General features: G+C 44.2%; 20 protein-coding genes. 13 read left to right on the top strand and 7 right to left on the bottom strand.

Going from position 1 to position 18,675, the window contains the following annotated elements:
* Window positions 1–67: 67 nt before the first annotated feature.
* The 3 genes from MU515_RS00385 to MU515_RS00395 all read right to left on the bottom strand — a co-directional run bounded on the left by MU515_RS00385 (window position 68) and on the right by MU515_RS00395 (window position 2,595).
* Window positions 68–643 (bottom strand): nucleoside triphosphate pyrophosphohydrolase family protein, encoded by a 576-nt coding sequence (locus MU515_RS00385; RefSeq protein ID WP_260258379.1) that lies wholly within the window; start codon window positions 641–643, stop codon window positions 68–70.
* A 150-nt stretch (window positions 644–793) separates the two neighbouring features.
* The gene (locus MU515_RS00390; protein ID WP_260258380.1) at window positions 794–1,363 is read right to left on the bottom strand and encodes a DUF1415 domain-containing protein; all 570 of its coding nucleotides are present in this window, start codon (window positions 1,361–1,363) and stop codon (window positions 794–796) included.
* Window positions 1,360–2,595: an MFS transporter gene (locus tag MU515_RS00395; RefSeq protein ID WP_260259156.1), complete on the bottom strand. Its 1,236-nt coding sequence runs from the start codon at window positions 2,593–2,595 to the stop codon at window positions 1,360–1,362. The genes MU515_RS00390 and MU515_RS00395 overlap by 4 nt, the downstream gene beginning before the upstream one ends.
* A gap of 95 nt (window positions 2,596–2,690) precedes the next feature.
* Between MU515_RS00395 and MU515_RS00400 the strand changes: the two genes are divergently transcribed.
* From MU515_RS00400 to MU515_RS00410, 3 genes are all read left to right on the top strand, one after another.
* Window positions 2,691–3,566: a LysR family transcriptional regulator gene (locus tag MU515_RS00400; RefSeq protein ID WP_260258381.1), complete on the top strand. Its 876-nt coding sequence runs from the start codon at window positions 2,691–2,693 to the stop codon at window positions 3,564–3,566.
* A 178-nt stretch (window positions 3,567–3,744) separates the two neighbouring features.
* Window positions 3,745–4,152, top strand: a complete 408-nt coding sequence (locus MU515_RS00405; protein WP_260258382.1) for a PTS sugar transporter subunit IIB — start codon at window positions 3,745–3,747, stop codon at window positions 4,150–4,152.
* A gap of 185 nt (window positions 4,153–4,337) precedes the next feature.
* Window positions 4,338–5,261, top strand: a complete 924-nt coding sequence (locus tag MU515_RS00410; RefSeq protein ID WP_260258383.1) for an arginase family protein — start codon at window positions 4,338–4,340, stop codon at window positions 5,259–5,261.
* A 56-nt stretch (window positions 5,262–5,317) separates the two neighbouring features.
* On the opposite strand, the gene MU515_RS00415 is transcribed toward MU515_RS00410, so the two are convergent.
* Entirely contained in the window at window positions 5,318–5,545 is a 228-nt protein-coding gene (locus MU515_RS00415; RefSeq protein WP_260258384.1) for a glutaredoxin family protein, read from the bottom strand.
* A gap of 141 nt (window positions 5,546–5,686) precedes the next feature.
* On the opposite strand from MU515_RS00415, the gene MU515_RS00420 reads away from it, so the two are divergent.
* From MU515_RS00420 to MU515_RS00460, 9 genes are all read left to right on the top strand, one after another.
* Complete coding sequence (locus tag MU515_RS00420) at window positions 5,687–6,181, top strand: M48 metallopeptidase family protein (protein WP_260258385.1); 495 nt, start codon at window positions 5,687–5,689, stop codon at window positions 6,179–6,181.
* A gap of 14 nt (window positions 6,182–6,195) precedes the next feature.
* Window positions 6,196–7,233, top strand: coding sequence for a 23S rRNA (adenine(1618)-N(6))-methyltransferase RlmF (gene rlmF, locus MU515_RS00425; RefSeq protein ID WP_260258386.1), 1,038 nt, complete (start codon window positions 6,196–6,198; stop codon window positions 7,231–7,233).
* A gap of 170 nt (window positions 7,234–7,403) precedes the next feature.
* Window positions 7,404–9,518, top strand: coding sequence for a TonB-dependent siderophore receptor (locus tag MU515_RS00430; RefSeq protein WP_260258387.1), 2,115 nt, complete (start codon window positions 7,404–7,406; stop codon window positions 9,516–9,518).
* Between the two features lie 201 nt (window positions 9,519–9,719).
* Window positions 9,720–10,484, top strand: a complete 765-nt coding sequence (locus MU515_RS00435; protein ID WP_260258388.1) for a DUF3450 domain-containing protein — start codon at window positions 9,720–9,722, stop codon at window positions 10,482–10,484.
* A gap of 1 nt (window position 10,485) precedes the next feature.
* Entirely contained in the window at window positions 10,486–11,847 is a 1,362-nt protein-coding gene (locus MU515_RS00440; RefSeq protein WP_260258389.1) for a MotA/TolQ/ExbB proton channel family protein, read from the top strand.
* Window positions 11,847–12,410, top strand: coding sequence for a MotA/TolQ/ExbB proton channel family protein (locus MU515_RS00445; RefSeq protein WP_260258390.1), 564 nt, complete (start codon window positions 11,847–11,849; stop codon window positions 12,408–12,410). Before MU515_RS00440 ends, MU515_RS00445 begins: the two co-directional genes overlap by 1 nt.
* Complete coding sequence (locus MU515_RS00450) at window positions 12,407–12,811, top strand: ExbD/TolR family protein (RefSeq protein WP_260258391.1); 405 nt, start codon at window positions 12,407–12,409, stop codon at window positions 12,809–12,811. The genes MU515_RS00445 and MU515_RS00450 overlap by 4 nt, the downstream gene beginning before the upstream one ends.
* Before the next feature lie 47 nt (window positions 12,812–12,858).
* Complete coding sequence (locus MU515_RS00455) at window positions 12,859–13,431, top strand: energy transducer TonB (protein WP_285892349.1); 573 nt, start codon at window positions 12,859–12,861, stop codon at window positions 13,429–13,431.
* Window positions 13,428–14,600, top strand: a complete 1,173-nt coding sequence (locus tag MU515_RS00460; protein ID WP_260258393.1) for a bacterial transcriptional activator domain-containing protein — start codon at window positions 13,428–13,430, stop codon at window positions 14,598–14,600. Before MU515_RS00455 ends, MU515_RS00460 begins: the two co-directional genes overlap by 4 nt.
* 96 nt (window positions 14,601–14,696) lie before the next feature.
* Here the strand turns inward: MU515_RS00460 and MU515_RS00465 are convergent, their stop codons facing one another.
* Window positions 14,697–14,921 (bottom strand): hypothetical protein, encoded by a 225-nt coding sequence (locus MU515_RS00465; RefSeq protein ID WP_260258394.1) that lies wholly within the window; start codon window positions 14,919–14,921, stop codon window positions 14,697–14,699.
* Window positions 14,922–15,353: 432 nt separating this feature from the next.
* On the opposite strand from MU515_RS00465, the gene MU515_RS00470 reads away from it, so the two are divergent.
* A complete protein-coding gene (locus MU515_RS00470) occupies window positions 15,354–16,013 on the top strand; it encodes a DUF2726 domain-containing protein (RefSeq protein WP_260258395.1) in 660 nt (219 codons plus the stop codon).
* 50 nt (window positions 16,014–16,063) lie between these two features.
* Here MU515_RS00470 and MU515_RS00475 read toward each other — a convergent pair whose 3' ends face one another.
* Both MU515_RS00475 and MU515_RS00480 read right to left on the bottom strand, forming a co-directional pair.
* The gene (locus MU515_RS00475; protein ID WP_260258396.1) at window positions 16,064–17,104 is read right to left on the bottom strand and encodes a GGDEF domain-containing protein; all 1,041 of its coding nucleotides are present in this window, start codon (window positions 17,102–17,104) and stop codon (window positions 16,064–16,066) included.
* Window positions 17,105–17,383: 279 nt separating this feature from the next.
* Window positions 17,384–18,661 (bottom strand): flippase, encoded by a 1,278-nt coding sequence (locus MU515_RS00480; protein ID WP_260258397.1) that lies wholly within the window; start codon window positions 18,659–18,661, stop codon window positions 17,384–17,386.
* Window positions 18,662–18,675: the final 14 nt, after the last annotated feature.

Here is an 18,675-nt window from a genome sequence, read left to right on the forward strand (position 1 = left end):
ATTTGATTGTCGTTTAAACAAAATAGCCGCCCAAAGGCGGCTATTCAATCATCATTTGTTTACGCATTTATCGCGTTAAAGGCTCTAGATCGGCAGGGCGGTAGTAAACTGACTTCAGTACTTTACCTGCACGAATAGTTTTCGCCTCTGAGACAAAATCTTCGGAACATTTTGCAATAACGTAATCGCCTTTTTGTACGGCCATTAGCTTGATACCTTGTTTTGCGTAATGCGCTTCAGTATCAGCGTACTCTTGTTCGTTGCGGCAAACTTTACTCATGTTGCTTGAGTGCACTTCGTCCCAGCAAGGCACAAATTCAATGCCGCGATTCACTGCTACGTTCAGTAGGAGATCGATCAGGTAGCTGATGGCTAGGTTATCTTCAATCTTATCGTGACCAAGGTGCACAAGACGACCCATTAGTACGTAAACACTGTCGATGATGGCATCGGCTTGCTCTGTTTTGCAATCGGCTTCAGCTAATTCAGTCAGCTCTTCAATCGCTAGGGACGTGTGCAGTGTATCGGCTTTGTCGTCTAAGCTCTCTGGTGAGGCAACTGGCAGGTCAAATGTACTGCGGAACTCGGTGATATCACGGTAAAGGTGATCAAAAATCTCTTTAGTCAGTTTAGATAAATGCATGCGCTTAATCCGGCAAAAATTACAATCGGGCAATACTAGCAAAGGCTGTAGGTGGCTGCCATGGGCAAGGATCAAATAGTGGGTTGTTCGAGTATGAAATCACAAAACCTTGCGAATTTGTGTCATCCGCAAGGTTTTATTGAAGAGAATTTAACCGAAAAGATAAGGGAACAGTGCTTGTTTTTCTTCTGCGGTCAATGCTTGAACACGAGCAATATTGGTATCAGGTATCGCTTCTGGATTCGGGTAATGCTTGAGGACTTTTTCCATACTTTCTTCACGAATTAGGTGAAAGATAGGAAAAGGCGCGCGATTGGTTAAGTTGTCAGCATCATCAGGCTGACTGTCGGCAAAGCAATAATCTGGATGGAAAGTGGCTACTTGATAGATGCCTTGCCAATTTTGCTGCTTAATCAAGGCTTCGACCCAATCAATGAACATGTTGTAGTCCCAAAAATCGCCCAGCATATTAGGTACGGCGACTAAGGTGGTCTCTAATTCTTTAACTGGCGTATCGTCTAAGCGAAGCAATTGATTAAAAATGTCTTCAAGTAGCTTGTCTTCAGTTTCTGCTTGGCTAACAAAAATATCGATCTGATTGTTTCGTTGTGGCTTTGCTGCAAATGGGCAAAGGTTAAGGCCGATAACGACATCATCTAACCATTGATTTACTTGCTTGGCGACGATTGCGTTATCCATTGTTGAGCTTGGGTTAGTCATGGTGCTTCCATTTTTTTGTTTGCGCCAAGGATAGCAGTTTTTGTTGTCTTAGGCTGAGCTTTTGATTGACGTTTCAATTTTGCTGTTAGGCTAAACATTAACGCGTATAAACCGCTTCCGCCCACAATCACCCATGCCCAGCCACCATGCTGCCAACAATAGATTAAGAAGAAGCCGCCAAGACTGCCACCAATGTAATAGTGAACAAGGTACAAAGCGGTAGCCGTCGCTTTGGCTCGTTTGGCGTGCTGGCTTACCCATGCATAAGCAAGCGTGTGGGTAAAGAATGCGCCGAAGCTAACTAGAAGTAAGCCGAAAATCATAAAGCTGAGGTGGTCAACATACGCTACAAGCATACCCAGTAAGCTGATTGCTGCGCCTAATATCATCCCATCTACTGGGTGGTTGTATTGCTTCCACTGCGCAGTGAGTTTCGAGCTGACAGTACCGGCCAAATAACAAAGGAAAATCATTGAAGCGAGGCCGATGGGAAGATTATGCGGCGCAGAAACAAGGCGAAAGCCCATCACAGAGTATAGATTAACGAACAGCGCAAAGTTAACGGCTCCTATCAACATCGCCAGTCGAAGCGAAGGATTAGCGAGGTGTGAGATGAGCGCTCTATTATGGTATCGCAACATACCTTTTTGCGGCTTAAAATGACGTTGAATAGGGAGCCAGTAGCAAACTAATGCCGTGCCAAGCAGTGAAAGGGCAGCCATCACAACCACAGCCAGCTGCCAGCCAAGTGCATCGGTCAATGTACCACCAAGAATTCGGCCAGAGATTCCGCCTAAAGAATTGGCTGCAATGTAAGTGCCTATCGCATGAGCGAATGCTTTTTCGGACAACTCTTCCACCATGTAGGCCACGGCTACCGAGGTAAATGCCGCTAGAGATACTCCCATTAAGGCGCGACAAATCACCAAACTCAATAAGCTGTTAGTAAGCAGCATCGTCAATCCGATTGCTGGCATAGCTAGCAGCCCAATCAACATTACTCGTCGTCTTCCGATACTTTCAGAGGCCACGGCCCAAGGCACTAAACAAACCGATAGCGCTAATGTTGAGGCGGCAAAAATCCAGTTAACTTGGGTTTCAGACACAGCGAAATAATTGGCCATGTACGGCAGCATAGGCTGAAACAAGTAGAGATTACAAAACACGATAAATGAACCTAAAGCGAGGCTAATAGTCACGCGTTTGTATTGAGAAGTGCCGAGTTCGATCATAGTCATACCTATTCGTTGATGTGATCAAAGTAGCAGCGCAATCGAGATATATAAAATATATTAAAAATATCACGGCGATATATTTAGTATATAGAATGGAATCGAAACAGTTACGCCACTTTGTGGCAGTGGCCGAGCAGGGTAACTTTACTCATGCAGCAAAACGGTTACACATCGCACAGCCCGCGCTGAGTATTTCTATCAAAAAGTTTGAACAGCAATTAGGCGTGACCTTACTCCGGCGTAATGACCGGAAAATCGAACTCACTACCGAAGGCAAACTGCTGTATGAACATTCGAAGCGTGTGTTGCAACAGCTTGATGACGCAGAGCTTGCGATGAAAGAGCTCAAAGGCCTTGAGAAAGGTGAGGTACGGTTGGGTGCACCTAGCATGATGGGCTCTTACTTTTTTCCTGAAGTGTTGATGGCTTTTAAGAGCCGCTACCCTGATTTAAAGCTGACGTTGGTCGATGCTGGCACCAGTTCCATTCGGAAAATGCTCCTTGATGGCGAATTAGATATAGGCGTGATTCAAAGTGATGATGTCCCCGATGATTTAGAAACAGGGCATATTCTGCAATCAGAAATGGTCGCAGTGGTTTCTCAGGATCATCCTTTAACCGAACTATCTTCAATCAGCTTCGAAGAGTTTTTTAAGCATGATTTAGTGATGTTTAAAGATGGCTATTTCCACCGTGACTTTATTGAGAACGAAGCTAAGCAGCAAAAGCGAGAGGTGAATTTTTCTTTTGAGACTAACTTACTCCCGATGATCCTCAATATCGTTCGGAATGAATTTGCCATCACGGCGTTGTTAGAACTGGTCACCAAGCACGAACAAGGTGTTGTGGGCATTCCATTCTCACCGCCAATTAAGCTCGATTTGGCGCTTGCGTGGCGTAGAGATGGTTACCTTTCAATCGCTGACCGAGCATTTATTGAGTTTGTACACCAAAACTCTTCCCAGTAATTTCGGCTGAATTCACGAAGTAACAATCAACCTAGGTGGAAATTTGTCCGACTCAACAAAGCTTGTGCTTGATCAAAGTGCGCACCGTTAAATTTATAAATTATCAATACTGTGGGTTAGCTGACTACTGATCCGGTCAAATAGGGGGACGAGTCGAACAAACTATAAGGATGTATCGATGCAGCACTTTATTAATTATGACTTAACAGATGAAATTGCCGGACGCAGCGTGGTTGCAGTGATGTGCTCTGGCGGGTTTACCTCAAGTATGATGGCACAGCGGATGCAAAAGCATGTTGATAAGCTAGGGCTACCTATCTATGTAATGTATGCGTCTATCCAAGCATTAGAAACTGAAGACTTCATGAGTCATTACGGGCGCAAAATTCGGGTTGTGTTTGTCTCGCCTCAAGTGCAGCACTATTTTGAGTACGCTAAAAAAGCGGTGGCTGATTACCCTATGGAATTACTAAAGATTGAGTTCCGAGATTTTGGCACCATGAACTATGAAAAGCTGGTAGATCAAGCTCAGCAGGTGATGGCATCGCAAAGTGTAGAATTAGAGATGGTATGTAAATCGCCATGAGCAAGAAAGTAGCGATTTAATTTGTGTTTGTAACTATAGAAAAGTTAAATATCTTGAGAATGAGATTTCTATTAAGGCATAAATTTGATGTGTGTCGAAATTGACAAGTATTCATCTAGTGTAGTTCTCATATCAACGATATTACTGAGGTGAACAATTTTCGAACATTAAATAAGGAATGAACTATGAAAAGAGGCTTTGATTTAATCGGTGCACCCTTTAATCAACTTGGTATTTTGCCTACGAAACAAAATACGGTAGATGGGTTGCGACGATTGAATGAAACTTCTTGGATTGGCCTTTCCGATTGGCTTGATGTGAGAACGACTCGTTGGCAAGCTGATATTATTGATCACGGAGATATTAATTCTGATAGCAAGGTTCAAGTGCTTATCGATCAAGGTCTAAAAGAGCAAGCGCTAGCGGAATATTCACGCGCGCTGCATGCGAAAGTATTAGCGAGTTATCAAGCAGGTAGAACACCCATTACGATTGGTGGTGATCACTCCATTGCGGTTGGGACAGTACAAGCGACGCTCGACTATTTTCAAAAAGCCCAAGGCAAGCGTGTTGCTATCATATGGGTCGATGCCCATGCCGATTGCAATGATAGCCTCGCGAGTAATCTGCATGGCAAGCCGCTGGCATTGTTAATGGATCAGTATGCGCATAATGGATGGCAAGTTGAGCCTGAATTGGTGCTCAATCCGACTGATGTTTATTATGTGGGAGTGCGAGACTTAATGCTCAATGAGCATGAACTCATGAATAAGCATGGTATGGTCAACTTCGACATGAATACTGTAGAACGCATAGGTATTGAGGGCGTACTAGAACAGTTAGTTTCGATTATTGATGAGCGTTACGATGCGGTCTATGTATCGTTTGATTACGATGCACTTGATGGGACTCATTTTAGAGCCTGCGGCACACCTAATGTTGGCGGTTTATCTGCGCGTGAAGCTTTACATTTAGTGTATGGTTTAGCTCAACATGAAAAATTCGTTGGTATTGATTTCGTTGAGTATCTACCCGAGTTAGATAGCGAAGAGATCAGTAAAGAGCTGATGATTAAACTGATTGATGCGGTATGGGGCTTTACCATGTAGAAGTGGTATAGAGACTAGCATTCATAATCAATGGAAGAGCTTATGCTCTTCCATTTTTATGCTTTGTACATCTTCTCAAAATTAGAAGCGTTCCAGCCAATCATATAGCGGTCACCAATTTTAATTACCGGTAAAGAACGCGCTCCAATCGCATCGAGTTCTTTACGGCCGCGCTGCATTTTTGCATTGGTCAAACGGTATTTATAACCTTTTGAATCAAGGTAGCGCTGTGCATCTTTACAGTGTGGGCATTTATCTTTTACGTAAAGTACCAAACGTTTCATCGATATTTCTCTTGCTGCGGCTGAATTGGCCGCAGAGTATATACTAAACCCTTAATAATCCCTAGCTGTTGATAGGTAATGAATGGCGACCCAAGATAGGGTACACTTAGCGGCCTCTAGACACTTCCCATACGCTCCATAATGAATACTTTGCTTCGCTATATACAAGGTTATCCTGACCATATTCTCAATCCCGTTGAGCAAATGCTACAAGCTGGAAACTTTCGAACTTGGTTTGAACGCCGCTACCCAGAATCGCATCAAATTCAAAGTGAAAAAGCGCTGTATGAATACACGATGTCGATCAAGAACCAGTATATGAAGAAAACTGCGCCGCTCAGCAAGGTGGTATGGGATAGCAAAATCCATCTAATCAATAATGCGCTCGGTTTACATACATACGCCAGTAAAGTGCATGGCGGTAAGATAAAATCGAAGAATGAAATCCGTATCGCGAGTATGTTCAAACAAGCACCTGAACCTCTGTTAAGAATGCTAGTGGTGCACGAATTAGCCCACTTAAAAGAGAAAGAGCACAACAAGGCGTTTTATCAGTTATGCCGTTATATGGAGCCTGACTACCATCAGTTAGAGCTCGATGCGCGCTTGTTCATGATTTACCGAGAAACAAAATAACCACTGAATTTACTATGACCCAGCCTAAACAAAATACCATTCGACAAAAAGAAAAACAGGCCGAAACATCGTCAACGATGTTAGTAAACAAGATCAAAGGCAAAGCGGGGCTGCATAAGCGTAATTTGCACGCGGGACGTTATGATTTCGTTAAACTGGTCAAGGCTTTGCCTGCGCTAAAGTCTCACATTGTAAAAACGCCTAAAGGCGACAGTATTCGATTTGATGATCCAACCTCAGTAAAGCTGTTAAATAGAGCCTTGCTTGCCGAATACTACTCTGTAGAACATTGGGATATTCCGCAGGGCTATCTTTGCCCACCGATCCCAGGGCGAGCAGACTACATTCATCGCATCGCAGAGATGTTAAGCAAGGAAGTTACCTCATCGAGCCAAATCAAAATGCTAGATGTGGGTGTCGGTGCGAACTGTATTTACCCGATTGTTGCTTCAACCCAATATGGATGGCATTGCGTAGGCAGTGATATTGACGCTGTCTCAGTAGACAACGCCAATAGCATTGCTGAGAAAAACGCTACGCTAACAGGGCGTGTTGAGTGTCGTTTGCAAACGAACAGTCGATACTTGTTTAAGGGTATTATCCAAAATGGCGAGCGTTACCACGTCACTACATGCAACCCGCCATTTCATAAGTCCCTTGATGAAGCGATGCAAGGCAGCGTTAAAAAACAGTCAAATTTGCAACGTAACAAATCGCAACGTGGCTCACGCGCTGCCGCTATGAACTCAAGTAAACAGAGTGAAAAGCTGCAGTTAAATTTTGGCGGCCAGAAGGCTGAGTTATGGTGCCCGGGCGGAGAGGCGGCCTTTGTAAAAAATATGGCCTTTGAAAGCCGTGAGTTTGCAGAGCAAGTATTGTGGTTTAGCACCTTAATTTCCAAGAAAGAGAATGTACGCTGGCTGCGTAAAAACTTGGAAAAAGCAGGAGCGAAAGAGGTCAACATTGTTGAGATGAGCCAAGGGCAAAAAATCAGTCGCTTTGTTGCATGGAGTTTCCACGACAAAGAACAAAGAGCGAAATGGCTCGGTTAGTAAACTATTAGGCACTGAATCTAAACGCGGCATTTGTCGCGTTTTTTATTTTTTGTTTACGAATGCAAAGAATGTAAATTCAATGCTAATGATAGTGATTATCACTTATATTACTGCGCAAATAAGTGAGCAGATACAGTGGTTTTGCTCGTATTAATTCGGAGAATAATATGTTTACTAAGAGTCCGTTAGCGTTAGTGATTGGTGCAATCATCGCAACGCCGGTAATGGCAGATAGCGCCGCAACAGATGAACACATGGTTGTGGAAGGCCGCGAATATGGTTACAAAGCGGAGAGCAACTCAACTGCACTTCGTATGGAGGCAACTCAACTAGAGACTCCAGGACAAGTAGCCGTAATCAGCGAGCAGCTGATTGACGAACAGCGCGCTAGCACTCTTGGTGAAGTTCTAAAGAACGACGCATCTATCACTGCGGGTTCTAAATCGACTAACCGTGAGCGTTTTAACCTACGTGGTTTTGAACTAGACAGTGGTTCAAGTTACCTACGTGATGGCGCACAGCATTGGTCTCACTACCGTCAACCAATCGAGCTTTTAGAGCGTGTTGAAGTATTAAAAGGCCCAGCAGGTCTTCTGTACGGTGAGTCTACTCCAGGCGGCTTAGTAAACATGATTTCTAAGAAGCCAACTTACGATACTCAAGTGAATGTTAGCCAAGATATCGGTTCAAACAATTACACGCGCACTATGGTTGACGTAAGTGGTGCATTGAACGCAGATGAGACGCTACGTGCACGTGTTGTGTTGTCTCAAGAAGATCAAGATTCATGGCGTACTCGTTTTGATGGTACAGACGTACAAACTGAACGTTTCGTTGGTGGCCTATTTGTAGATTACGATATCAATGAAGACGTAATGCTATCTTTCCACTACGACCGTACTCAAGAAGAAGGCGATCTAGACAACGGCTCAAAGATAGATACTACGACAGGTCAAGTGATTGACCCTTCAATTGTGAATGATCAGAAGTTCGCAATGACAGACAATGACATCACTAACTACGGTGTAGCTATTAGTGCATCACTAAACGATTCATGGTCAGTGAAATCGGGCATTAGCCGTCAGTTCTATGAACGTCAACGTACTGAATCAGACAACGTTCTAGATAAAGTAAAAGACAGCAGTGGCGCAACAATTGGTTATGGCTACCGTGCTTACGATCGTCACGATGAGTGGACGTTCGATACTGCTTACGTAGATTTTTCTGGCGATTTCGATGCGCTAGGTGTTAACCACCGTCTTCTAGTTGGTGCAAACGGCCTGCATTACGACTACAAGCAGTTGTTCTCGCAAACATACGCATGTCAAAGTGCTAACCAGGGTGATGCTCGTCCAGAGTGTGATGGCGGCTTCTCAAAGCCAGACGGTCTACATTACAGCAATGATGACTCGCTATCTCACTCTAAAGAAAAGCACTACGGTATCTATGTACAAGATTTAGTAACGTTTAACGACCAATGGCAAGCACTAGCGGGCGTACGTTTTGCTTACGATAAAACAACATCGAGCAAAAACGTTGAAGCAAGCTACAACAACGTATTACCAAAGGTTGGTCTAATTTACTCTCCAGTAGAAAACGGCTCTATTTACCTAACATACTCGGAAAGTTTCGAACCAGTTGCTGACATCAGCGATCAAAATGATGAAAACTTTGGTCAGTCACAAGATCCTAAGAAAGGTAACTTGTACGAGCTAGGTTCTAAGTGGGAACTGTTTGATAACCGTTTATTTGTCTCTGGTGCACTTTTCCAGATTACTCAGTCAAACATGCAAATCACTGAAGATCTTGGTTCAAGCAAAACTCGCACATCGCAGGTTGGTGAACAAGTTCACACTGGTGCAGAGCTCTCTGCAACAGGTTACGTGACAGAGGCATTCTCAGTGAGTGCATCAACGATGCTACTAGACGCAGAGTTTAAGAATGACCCAGAGCTAGAAGGTAAAACTCCAGCTGACGTTGCTGAGTTTACTGCAAGCATTTGGTCTACTTACTCATTTAACAATGGCACTGACGTAAACCTAGGTGTTTACCATGTGGGTGACCGTTGGGCAGAGGACTCAAACGAATTCAAGAAAGACGCTTACACTCGTGTTGACCTAGGTGTAGCGCATACTATGAAGTATGATGAGAACCTTGAGTTTATTGCGCGCTTCAATGTAGAGAACCTATTTGATACTGACTACCTAGAGGGTGGCAGCACAAGTGGTGTGGTAGTTGGCGAAGGCCGCAACTACATGGCGACGCTTCAAGTTAAATACTAAGCCTATTCGCAAAAGTGAATAAGGGGGAAGGGAGACCTTCCCCCTTTACTCGTTGGCAAAACAGACAAAAGTCGCTACTATTGCAGCTTGTTGATAACGATAACCTTTATCAATTCGCTCTTTTGGGAACTTTTTTTAACCTCAATCTGGCCTAGTAAATTTATAGCTAGGCGAGGTTAGTTGATGTAATTGATTACGACTATGAACCTAATAAAATCCAGTTTAGCTCTTTTTGTGGCGGCGACTCTTGCCCCTGCACAAGCCTCTAGCTTAGATAATGCCCAAACTGTTCAAAGCAAGACTAACTCGGCATCTGTATCCAGTCAGAAACGCATTAATAAAAGCGCAGATAACACGCTTTCTTTAACTGCAGATGTGGAACAACTTCAAGAAGAAGTAAAAAACCTTGAAGTATACCAGTCTCATTTGACCGCTCTGATCGAAAACCAACAGCAAGAAGTATCGAGCATTGATGCTCAGATCCAAGATATTAAGTACACGCGCCAAGGCGTTGTACCACTTATGTATCAGATGGTTGAAGGTCTAAAAGAGATCGTAGCGAATGATTCCCCGCTTAAAAAACAGCAGCGTGAAGAGCGTATTGCCAAACTTGAATCTTTGATGACAAGAGCGGATGTCAGCGATGCAGAAAAATATCGCCGTATTCTAGAGGCGTACCAAATTGAACTGGATTACGGGACGAAGTTAGGCGTTTACCAAGGTCAAATCACTGTTGATGGTGAAGCTCGTGAAGCGGATATTCTGCATCTTGGCCGTGTTTCGTTAGTGGCTCGTAGTCTTAACGGCAATCACTACTGGGCTTGGCAACGTTCAAGCAAAGATTGGCAGGCGCTTGATGCGAGTAATAAGTCGGAATTGGATAAGGCATACAGCATCGCAGCGAATCATGTCGCACCCAGCCTAATTACTCTCCCTGTATCACTGACCAAAGCAGAGGCGAAATAACATGAAAATGAAACTTATCGCTTCGGCATTAATGATGGCTTCTGTTTCCTTCTCTAGTGTCGCTACAACCGAGTTAGTGAACAAAGCAAAAGCAGAAAATGCTCAGCAAGGTCAGCATAACCGCACAAGAGAAGCTGGTTTTAAAGCGACAGAGCAAGAGTTAAAAAATCTTAAAGCTCAGCTAGTCGCAAAGCGCAACAAACTTCAAGCGCAAAACGACGCACTTGCAGCAACGTTTAGTGAAAATGAAGATGTTCTAGCGCGTTTAGAAGAGCAGCTACGTCTGGAAACGGGCAGCTTGGGCGAAGTATTTGGTGTGGTACGCCAAAATGCGAAAGAAATTCAAAATGAACTGAATACTTCTGTGACTGGCGTTGATGCTCAGTCATACAATCAACAAATTGATGATGTTATCGCCGCGACGACATTACCGTCGATGCCTCAGCTTACTGCTTTGTGGAAAGCGATGGAGCAACAAATCAAGGCAAGTGGTCAAATCGCGCTAACACCGGTGTCATTCATCGATGGTGAAGGTAAAACTCAGCAAGTTGATGTTGCACGTCTTGGTGCGTTTGGCTTAGTGGGGGATGCGGGCTATGTTGCGTGGAACGGTGCTCGCCAAGAGACAAAGTCATACATTAAATTACCAGAGAATGGCCCCACATTGGCCTCTGTTTCTTCTTTAGAAAATGGTCAAATTGCCTCAGTAGTATTAGACCCATCTCGCGGCGTAATGCTTGAGCAATTGGCGCTTACACCAAGCTTTGCAGATCGTCTTCAAGCAGGTGGTGTGGTTGGTAAGATCATTCTTGGCTTGCTAGCGATTGGTGTCATCATTGCATTAGTGCGCGGCGCAAGCTTATCGGTAGCGCGCCAGAAAATTCGCGCGCAGCTTAAAAATCCTGACCAACCGGGCAACAACCCGCTGGGTCGCATTCTTGCTGTTTACGATAAAGAGCAAAACCGCACAGTGGAAGCACTTGAGCTTCGTTTGCTAGAAGCGGTTGTGGATGAGCAGACTAGCCTAGAAAAAGGCCTATCGATGCTTAAATTGCTTGCAGCACTCGCGCCTATGCTTGGTCTACTGGGTACAGTGACGGGTATGATTGAAACCTTCCAAGTGATTACTCAATTTGGTAACGGCGACCCTAAAGTCATGGCGGGTGGTATCTCAATGGCACTGGTCACCACAGTACTTGGTTTGATTGCGGCAATGCCATTATTACTTGCACACAACATCTTAAGCTCTCAAGCAGAGGGTATTCGAAATATCCTTGAGAAACAGGGCATTGGCCTTGTTGCAGAGCAAGCAGAAAAAGCAACTGAACCTAAAACAACGCAACCAGTGGAGAACGCTGCGTAATGGAAGCGCTATTTTCAATCTCATGGTTGCCTAGTGGGCTACAAACCAGTGATTGGCTTCTCTCGCTGCAAAGCTTCATGGAGCAGGGAGGCCAAGTACTTTGGTGGCTCGGTGCGGTGGTTTTAGTGTGTTGGTTACTCATTATTGAGCGTGTGCTGTTTTTAACTTTGGCTTACCCAAAATTGCGTCTGCAATGGATTCAAAAATGGCATGAGCGCAAAGAGCAACACTCTTGGTATGCGCTTTCTATTCGTGATGGTTGGATTGCACAGGCGCATATGGCCCTTTATCAAAACCTCAATTTCATCAAAGTATTAGTGGCGATTTGCCCAATGCTTGGCCTACTCGGCACGGTAACAGGCATGATATCGGTATTTGATGTGATGGCTAACCAAGGCAGCAGTAACCCTAAACTGATGGCATCAGGTATTTCGCTGGCAACTTTGCCAACGATGGCCGGAATGGTTGCTGCGCTAGCGGGTATGTTCGTACATGCTCGTTTGGCAAAAGCGTGCCAAATCAGAGAAATTAAATTAGAAAAATCTTTAAGGAGTCAGCGATGAGACTCGGTAGACGCCAACACAATCAAGACGAGGCGCAAATCGACCTCACTTCAATGCTTGATATCGTATTTATCATGCTGATCTTCTTTATTGTGACCAGCTCGTTCGTGCGAGAGTCTGGTGTTGAGGTTAATCGTCCGCAAGCTTCTAACGTAGTAAGCCAAAAAGACGCTGGTATTTTCGTGGCTGTGACGGCAGCCAATGACATATACATCGATAAGCGAGTGGTGGATGTAGAGCGCGTACAAGCAACACTAGAGCATCTACTACTTGATAAGCCTGATGCTTCGTTAGTCATTCAAGCGGATGAACACGCATACAGCGGCACGGTAGTAAAAGTGATGGACGCAGCGAAGGGAGCGGGCGTTAAAAACATCGCTTTGGCAGCGGAGAAGCAGTAGTGGGAAGGTTATTAATCTCATTACCTATTGCAGCTTTGTTTGCTCTAATGCTGTTCACTTTTATGGCGTGGATGGTCGATCATGGCCATCAACGAGCGCCTGAGCACAGTGAATCGCTCAGCTTTAATATGGTAATGGTCGAAAATGAGCAGGATGTTCAACGTAGACAACGCAGCGTGCCGGAGCAACCTAAAGCGCCGGAGGTTCCAGAGCAACAGCCAGTTTCACAAGCGAGAACCCAAGTTTCTCAGGTTTCTCCTTTGGCAATGCAACCTACGTTAGGCCTTAACACTGCCGTTGATGGCCTTGCGATCAGTGCACCAACTTTCGGTGACTTTGGGGTAAACCAACAGGCAATGCCGCTATATCGCGTTGAGCCACGCTACCCAGCGAAAGCGCTAAAACGCGGTGCGGAAGGATTTGTTGTGCTCAAGTTTACGATTGATCCGACTGGCCGCCCGACTGATATTGAAGTGCTTGATGCAAACCCAAAACGTATGTTTGAAAAAGAAGCAATGCGTGCATTAAGAAAATGGAAATACCAGCCGAAAGTTGTTGATGGCACTTCGTTTGCTCAGGTTGGTCAAACCGTTAGATTGGAGTTTAAATTAGCAAAATGATCAGAAAAGCAATCATTGCCGGTATGATTTGGTTCGCGAGTGCGACTAGCTTTGCTAACGAGTTGAGCCAATACACGGTAATTCGTGTACAAAAAGCACATGAATTGGCACAGAAAGAACAGGTCAAGCAAGCTATCGCAAAGCTAAAAGAAATCGAAACTTCGAGAGAGTACGACAAAGCTTTTGTTGCGCGAATGCTAGGTGTTTTTTATTGGCAAGACGGTAAAACTAAATCAGCCATAAAGCAGCTTGAGTACGCTGTTAATTCTAACCAGCTGAATGATGAACAAGCGTGGATCTCGCAACGTATGTTAGCGGATTTGCTGGTTAACGATCAGCAGTTTAAAAAAGCGCTGCCTCATTACTACAAACTCGTGAAAAGCGTGCCAACAGGGCAAAAGGGTGTCGATCTTTGGCTGAGAATTGCTCAGTCACATTATCAGATTGAACAGTTCAAGCAGGTTATCCCTGCGGTTGATAAATATCGCCGTGCAAAAGGCAAGGATGAGCTTCAACCATTGTCTTTAAAGCTTAGCGCTCAACTTCAATTGCAACGCTGGAAATCAGCGATTCCGACCCTAGAGCGTCTAATCGCGTTACAACCTGATAAGCTTAACTGGTGGCGACAGTTGGTGAGCTTGCAAATGCGAGTAGGGCAAAATAACGCGGCGCTTGATACGCTTGCATTGGCAAAACTGCAAGGTTTGCCATTAAGCCAGCAAGATCGACGTCTACTTGCGCAGTTGTACGCGCAGCGCGGCATTCCCGAGCGCGCTGCAATTGAAGTAAGCCAACTAGACGCGGCTAAATCGGATATTGATTTAGTGGTCGCGCAAGCAACGTATTGGCAGCAAGCGAGAGAGTGGGACAAAGCCATTGTTCAATGGAAACTCGCTGCAAACAAAAACAGTAAGTACCACTGGAACGTGGCGCAGTTGCTTGTTCAAGAAGGTCAATATAACTCGGCTCTTACTGTGCTAAACAAAGTAAAGGGTAAGAAGTCACAGGTCGCTTTGGCAAAAACGCGCGCTTACTACAAGCTTGATCAGTTAGAGAAAGCACTAATAGAAGCGAAAAAAGCAGAGGCGATAGCGCCTTCTAAACAAGCTAAGAGTTGGATTAAATACTTAAGCCAATTACGCAAAGCCAAAGCAACCCAAACAAGCTAACGTCAGCAAGGTTCTTTAATGTTCTGCTGTTCGATATATAAAAGCCCGCTGATTTCAGCGGGCTTTTTGTTGGTGATTCGTTTAAGAACTAAATCGCTATTTTGGCACTTGGCAAACGTATTCAGCGCGCCAAAGCATGGCTTGGGCTGAGTCCATATTACTCAGTAGTTCTTTCCCCGTCATCTGAGGATAAGCGTGTTCGACTTTAAGGTCGTCGCAGTCGCTTGATTTATGATAAGCGCGCACGTGAGTAAATGTGCTAGAAAGATTGTTCGACAGCATAGATTTTGAAAGGCAAATGCCAAAAATATCGCGTTTCATTGTCTGTCCCTCTGACAGTTGCAGCGTATTTTTTTGATTATCGCTGAGCCAAATTAAAATTACATTGCTCAATAAGTATACAGTTGAATTGCATTGTTATTGGGCAAATTAACCAAAATTAGTGTGACTGAAATCTATATTTAACACGTAAATAAAGGCGTAAAGATCACCGGTTGTTGACCTCAATCGCCTTCAGCTCTTATGAAAACGCGGTGAATTTACGACCACCAAGTGCGCCTTGGCTTTGCGAAAGCGATCAAGTTAGATTTGGTCAGAGAATAAGTGAGCATGCGGCAGTACGCTAATTTCTTGAATCTTTAGTACAATCTTTACTAGCACGAGTGCCTATTGGCGAGATTTAGGTATAAAATAACCCATAGAGTACCAAACGGTTGGTTCTACTTGATTGAATTTGGGAGTCAAAAGTAAGCAATGGAATATATTGCCATTATTGTTGTCGTTTTTGTGGCCTTCTATCTCTACGTCCAAAAAAAATACCTTACTCAAGATGAGCTGAAAGACAGTGCCTATAAAAAAAAGGGCGCGCTGCTTAATAGTAAAGAGTCTGCATTCTACAATGCGTTGACCACTGCGGTTGGTGACCATGGGGTGGTGATGTCTAAAGTATCGATGGCGAAAGTGATTACGCCGCAGGCGACGGATAAAAAGCGTTGGTTTATCGCCCATAATCGCATTGCTAAGAGCCATTTTGATTTTATTGTTTGTGATCCAAGAACCTTAGATGTGCGCGTCGCGATTGAGCTAGATGACGGCGTCGCCTTGAACAAAGGCAAAATGGACAGACAGAAACTACTCCTTCATGTTTGTAAATCGTCAGGAATTCCACTGATTGGTGCAACCGTTAAGCACAGTTATCAAGTGGGTAAATTGCGTCGATTGTTAGCGGCTCATATTGATCTAATTGAACCAGATAAAGAAGTACGTTTTTGTAAACGCTGTGGCAGCCCGATGGTCGTGAAAACGGCCGCGCAAGGTGAGTTTAAAGGTCGTCGATTCTTTACTTGTAGTCGTCAGCCACAATGTACCTACACTGAAAACTACAACGTCGTATTTGAAGATTTGGATAGTTAAACCAAACGGTTTTAGCTTTGAAACATTAACGGGAAGCAACCCTAAAAAGATTAAGAGCTAGCGAGTTCTAGCTCTTGCTCACTGCCTATCATGACTTGGTTTCGACCATTCTTCTTGGCTTTGTATAGCTCAATATCAGCCTTTCTTAGTACCGATTCTAAATCATTAAAGTGATCGCATTGATATACGCCAATGCTCGCGGTAAGCGAAATAGGGCAGTCTTGCTGGTTGAATCGATAATTCTCAATCGCTAATCGAATGTGCTCCGCTTTGACCATTGCTTGAGTGATATCAGCATTGTGTAGCGCAATACAAAACTCTTCACCGCCAATTCGATACACCAAATGCTCATCGCTGAACGCGTCTATCAAAGCCGCCGTTTGGATTAGCACTTTGTCGCCCACATCATGGCCATGCATGTCGTTAACTTGTTTAAAGTAGTCGAGATCTAACACCAACAAAGACATTGGTAGCTTCTTGCTTTCTTGACGGTAACGGTGGAAGTTGTGAGTCAAGGCGTGACGATTGTAGACGCCGGTCAACGCATCGCGAGAGGCCAATTGCCCAAGTGAGTTCTCTGAGGATTTACGTTTCACCTCGAGAATATGTGCAGTCACCCAGATACAGATGTAACTCATGATGAAGTTGATCAGCAAATAGGCGTGTATTTCACCTTGATGTTGATACATCTTAAAAATCACACCGCCCGTCACAGTTGAAAAGCCAATCAGGCTAAGCAAAAAGCTCTGTCGCTTCTCAACAAAGATATAGAACATGATTGGGAAGATGCTCGCCCATAAGTATAAGCCGTGATAAATGGTATGCCTGAGTATGCCAAACAGTACCAGCATCACCATAGCGCCAGAATAGAGTAAGGCTAAATCGTTAGAGCAATCTTTACGGTAGGTTTGATAGCTGACAAATAAGGAGAACAGCGCGAAAGAGGCGTTGGTCAGAGCTGTGGGCAGACAATCTGTGATGGTGTAATCGAGGTAACTAGCGACAAAAAATGCGCAGGAAAGCAGCATGCTCAACCAAAATAAAACAGCCCGTCTTATATGACGAGATGGATTAAATATGTCGAGCTCCATAATAAGCTTTCCTTGAGGCGCATATGCCTAAATGTGAATACCGCTAAATAGTATGCTTTTGACGTGGGGAATCAATAGGAGATCTGAATCAAGATCACATATTTCTAACTTTAACACGCTGAAATTCAGTCGTTTTATGAAATAACTCGAATTTACAACTGCTTTAGTGATCCATATGTATAGGCGAGCCTTGTAATCCAGTGTTTTACATGATGTTGCATTGTTTGCGTCTGAGTATGCGTAACACTGCTTTTAGTGCGTTTTTACAGTCCGTGTTGGCTATTTATTCAGCGATAGCCAGGTTTTTAATCGAGTGATTTTTCGCACATCAAACATCATCAATCCATTACAAATGATGAGGCTCAACGCCACACCGATCGCGGCTCCAATTTCGTTATAAAGTGGAATGAGTCCAAAGAGAAGAATCAGGTTGACGGTAACGGCGATCGCCAGTGATCGCAGTGTGCGGTTCTCGTTATTGGTCATGTTTAACACCAGCCCAACAGAACCCATCATTAAACTAATAAAGTGACCAAAACAGAGAATGATTAGCGCAGGGTAAGCGGAAAGGTATTCATCGCCAAATAGTATTGAGATAAGTAGACCACCACCAAACAGCAAAACAAGGAAAATAGGGGTTGCGACTAATACCGTAAGGCGAACTGCGCGTGAGAGTATGGCTTGGGTTTGCTCTAGGTCACCACTTTTGTACAAACGGGCGATATTGGGCATCAGCACTGGGCTAATCGACGAAACGACAATACTAATTAGAAGTACCGCTTGAGTCGCGACGCGGAAATAGGCTACGGATTCAAGATCGGATAACCAACCGAGCAATACGATGGCTAACTCAGAATTTAATGTACTGACGAAGGTAATGATGGCAAATGGGAGTAACGCTTTACTCCACTGTTTGGTTTTGAATTCAGCTTTTGCAGGTTGACTGTTTTTCTTAATGACGTAGCGCACCAGTACAAAACTCAATATACAGGTAAATAACAAGGCGACGACCGAGATTTCAATCAAAGTTTTTGACGTAAGCGGTCGGTCGGTTATCACAAAGAAAAGTAACGTCGAAAGGGTAATGATCGGCGCAAGTAACTTTGAGGGTATCTGGGCTAATACAGGTTTGCGAAATCCATTAAGCACAGCATCTTGCTGATAGGCGATTCCTCTGAGTGGGATCACCCATACCGCAATGAGCAGCAATGCCGCAACGTAAGGTTCGAAATAACCAACATACGCAAGGCCAAGCATGACAAGAACAATGATGGATGAAACGAGGAAGACAAAGCCGCGTGACCACCAAAGAATACCGTATAGAAGTGGCCATTTTTTTTCTAATTGAAAGTTGGCGATTTCACGCACCATGAGTGCTGGTAAGCCGGCAATGACAGGAATACCAGCAATGGTGACAATAGAGAAGATGTAGGTATAGATGCCGTATTGCTCTGCGCCAAGGAAACGGGCGAAGATAACACCAGAGAGAACGGAGATTCCTTTACTTAAAAACTGTAGGCCCGCAGTCCCAAAGAACTGTTTTACAAACGAATTCATTACTCAATACCACT

The organism is Vibrio intestinalis (assembly GCF_025195085.2).
In the GTDB taxonomy this organism is placed as follows: domain Bacteria; phylum Pseudomonadota; class Gammaproteobacteria; order Enterobacterales; family Vibrionaceae; genus Vibrio; species Vibrio intestinalis.

What these genes read in the sequence shown, in the direction of transcription:
- MU515_RS00450 (WP_260258391.1), top strand. Translation starts at nt 12,407, where the DNA reads ATGAGACTCGGTAGACGCCAACACAATCAAGACGAGGCGCAAATCGAC.
- MU515_RS00455 (WP_285892349.1), top strand. Translation starts at nt 12,859, where the DNA reads ATGCTGTTCACTTTTATGGCGTGGATGGTCGATCATGGCCATCAACGA.
- MU515_RS00460 (WP_260258393.1), top strand. Translation starts at nt 13,428, where the DNA reads ATGATCAGAAAAGCAATCATTGCCGGTATGATTTGGTTCGCGAGTGCG.
- MU515_RS00400 (WP_260258381.1), top strand. Translation starts at nt 2,691, where the DNA reads ATGGAATCGAAACAGTTACGCCACTTTGTGGCAGTGGCCGAGCAGGGT.
- MU515_RS00430 (WP_260258387.1), top strand. Translation starts at nt 7,404, where the DNA reads ATGTTTACTAAGAGTCCGTTAGCGTTAGTGATTGGTGCAATCATCGCA.
- MU515_RS00435 (WP_260258388.1), top strand. Translation starts at nt 9,720, where the DNA reads ATGAACCTAATAAAATCCAGTTTAGCTCTTTTTGTGGCGGCGACTCTT.
- MU515_RS00390 (WP_260258380.1), bottom strand. Translation starts at nt 1,363, where the DNA reads ATGACTAACCCAAGCTCAACAATGGATAACGCAATCGTCGCCAAGCAA.
- rlmF (WP_260258386.1), top strand. Translation starts at nt 6,196, where the DNA reads ATGACCCAGCCTAAACAAAATACCATTCGACAAAAAGAAAAACAGGCC.
- MU515_RS00405 (WP_260258382.1), top strand. Translation starts at nt 3,745, where the DNA reads ATGCAGCACTTTATTAATTATGACTTAACAGATGAAATTGCCGGACGC.
- MU515_RS00410 (WP_260258383.1), top strand. Translation starts at nt 4,338, where the DNA reads ATGAAAAGAGGCTTTGATTTAATCGGTGCACCCTTTAATCAACTTGGT.
- MU515_RS00395 (WP_260259156.1), bottom strand. Translation starts at nt 2,595, where the DNA reads ATGATCGAACTCGGCACTTCTCAATACAAACGCGTGACTATTAGCCTC.
- MU515_RS00440 (WP_260258389.1), top strand. Translation starts at nt 10,486, where the DNA reads ATGAAAATGAAACTTATCGCTTCGGCATTAATGATGGCTTCTGTTTCC.
- MU515_RS00465 (WP_260258394.1), bottom strand. Translation starts at nt 14,921, where the DNA reads ATGAAACGCGATATTTTTGGCATTTGCCTTTCAAAATCTATGCTGTCG.
- MU515_RS00415 (WP_260258384.1), bottom strand. Translation starts at nt 5,545, where the DNA reads ATGAAACGTTTGGTACTTTACGTAAAAGATAAATGCCCACACTGTAAA.
- MU515_RS00445 (WP_260258390.1), top strand. Translation starts at nt 11,847, where the DNA reads ATGGAAGCGCTATTTTCAATCTCATGGTTGCCTAGTGGGCTACAAACC.
- MU515_RS00480 (WP_260258397.1), bottom strand. Translation starts at nt 18,661, where the DNA reads ATGAATTCGTTTGTAAAACAGTTCTTTGGGACTGCGGGCCTACAGTTT.
- MU515_RS00420 (WP_260258385.1), top strand. Translation starts at nt 5,687, where the DNA reads ATGAATACTTTGCTTCGCTATATACAAGGTTATCCTGACCATATTCTC.
- MU515_RS00475 (WP_260258396.1), bottom strand. Translation starts at nt 17,104, where the DNA reads ATGGAGCTCGACATATTTAATCCATCTCGTCATATAAGACGGGCTGTT.
- MU515_RS00470 (WP_260258395.1), top strand. Translation starts at nt 15,354, where the DNA reads ATGGAATATATTGCCATTATTGTTGTCGTTTTTGTGGCCTTCTATCTC.
- MU515_RS00385 (WP_260258379.1), bottom strand. Translation starts at nt 643, where the DNA reads ATGCATTTATCTAAACTGACTAAAGAGATTTTTGATCACCTTTACCGT.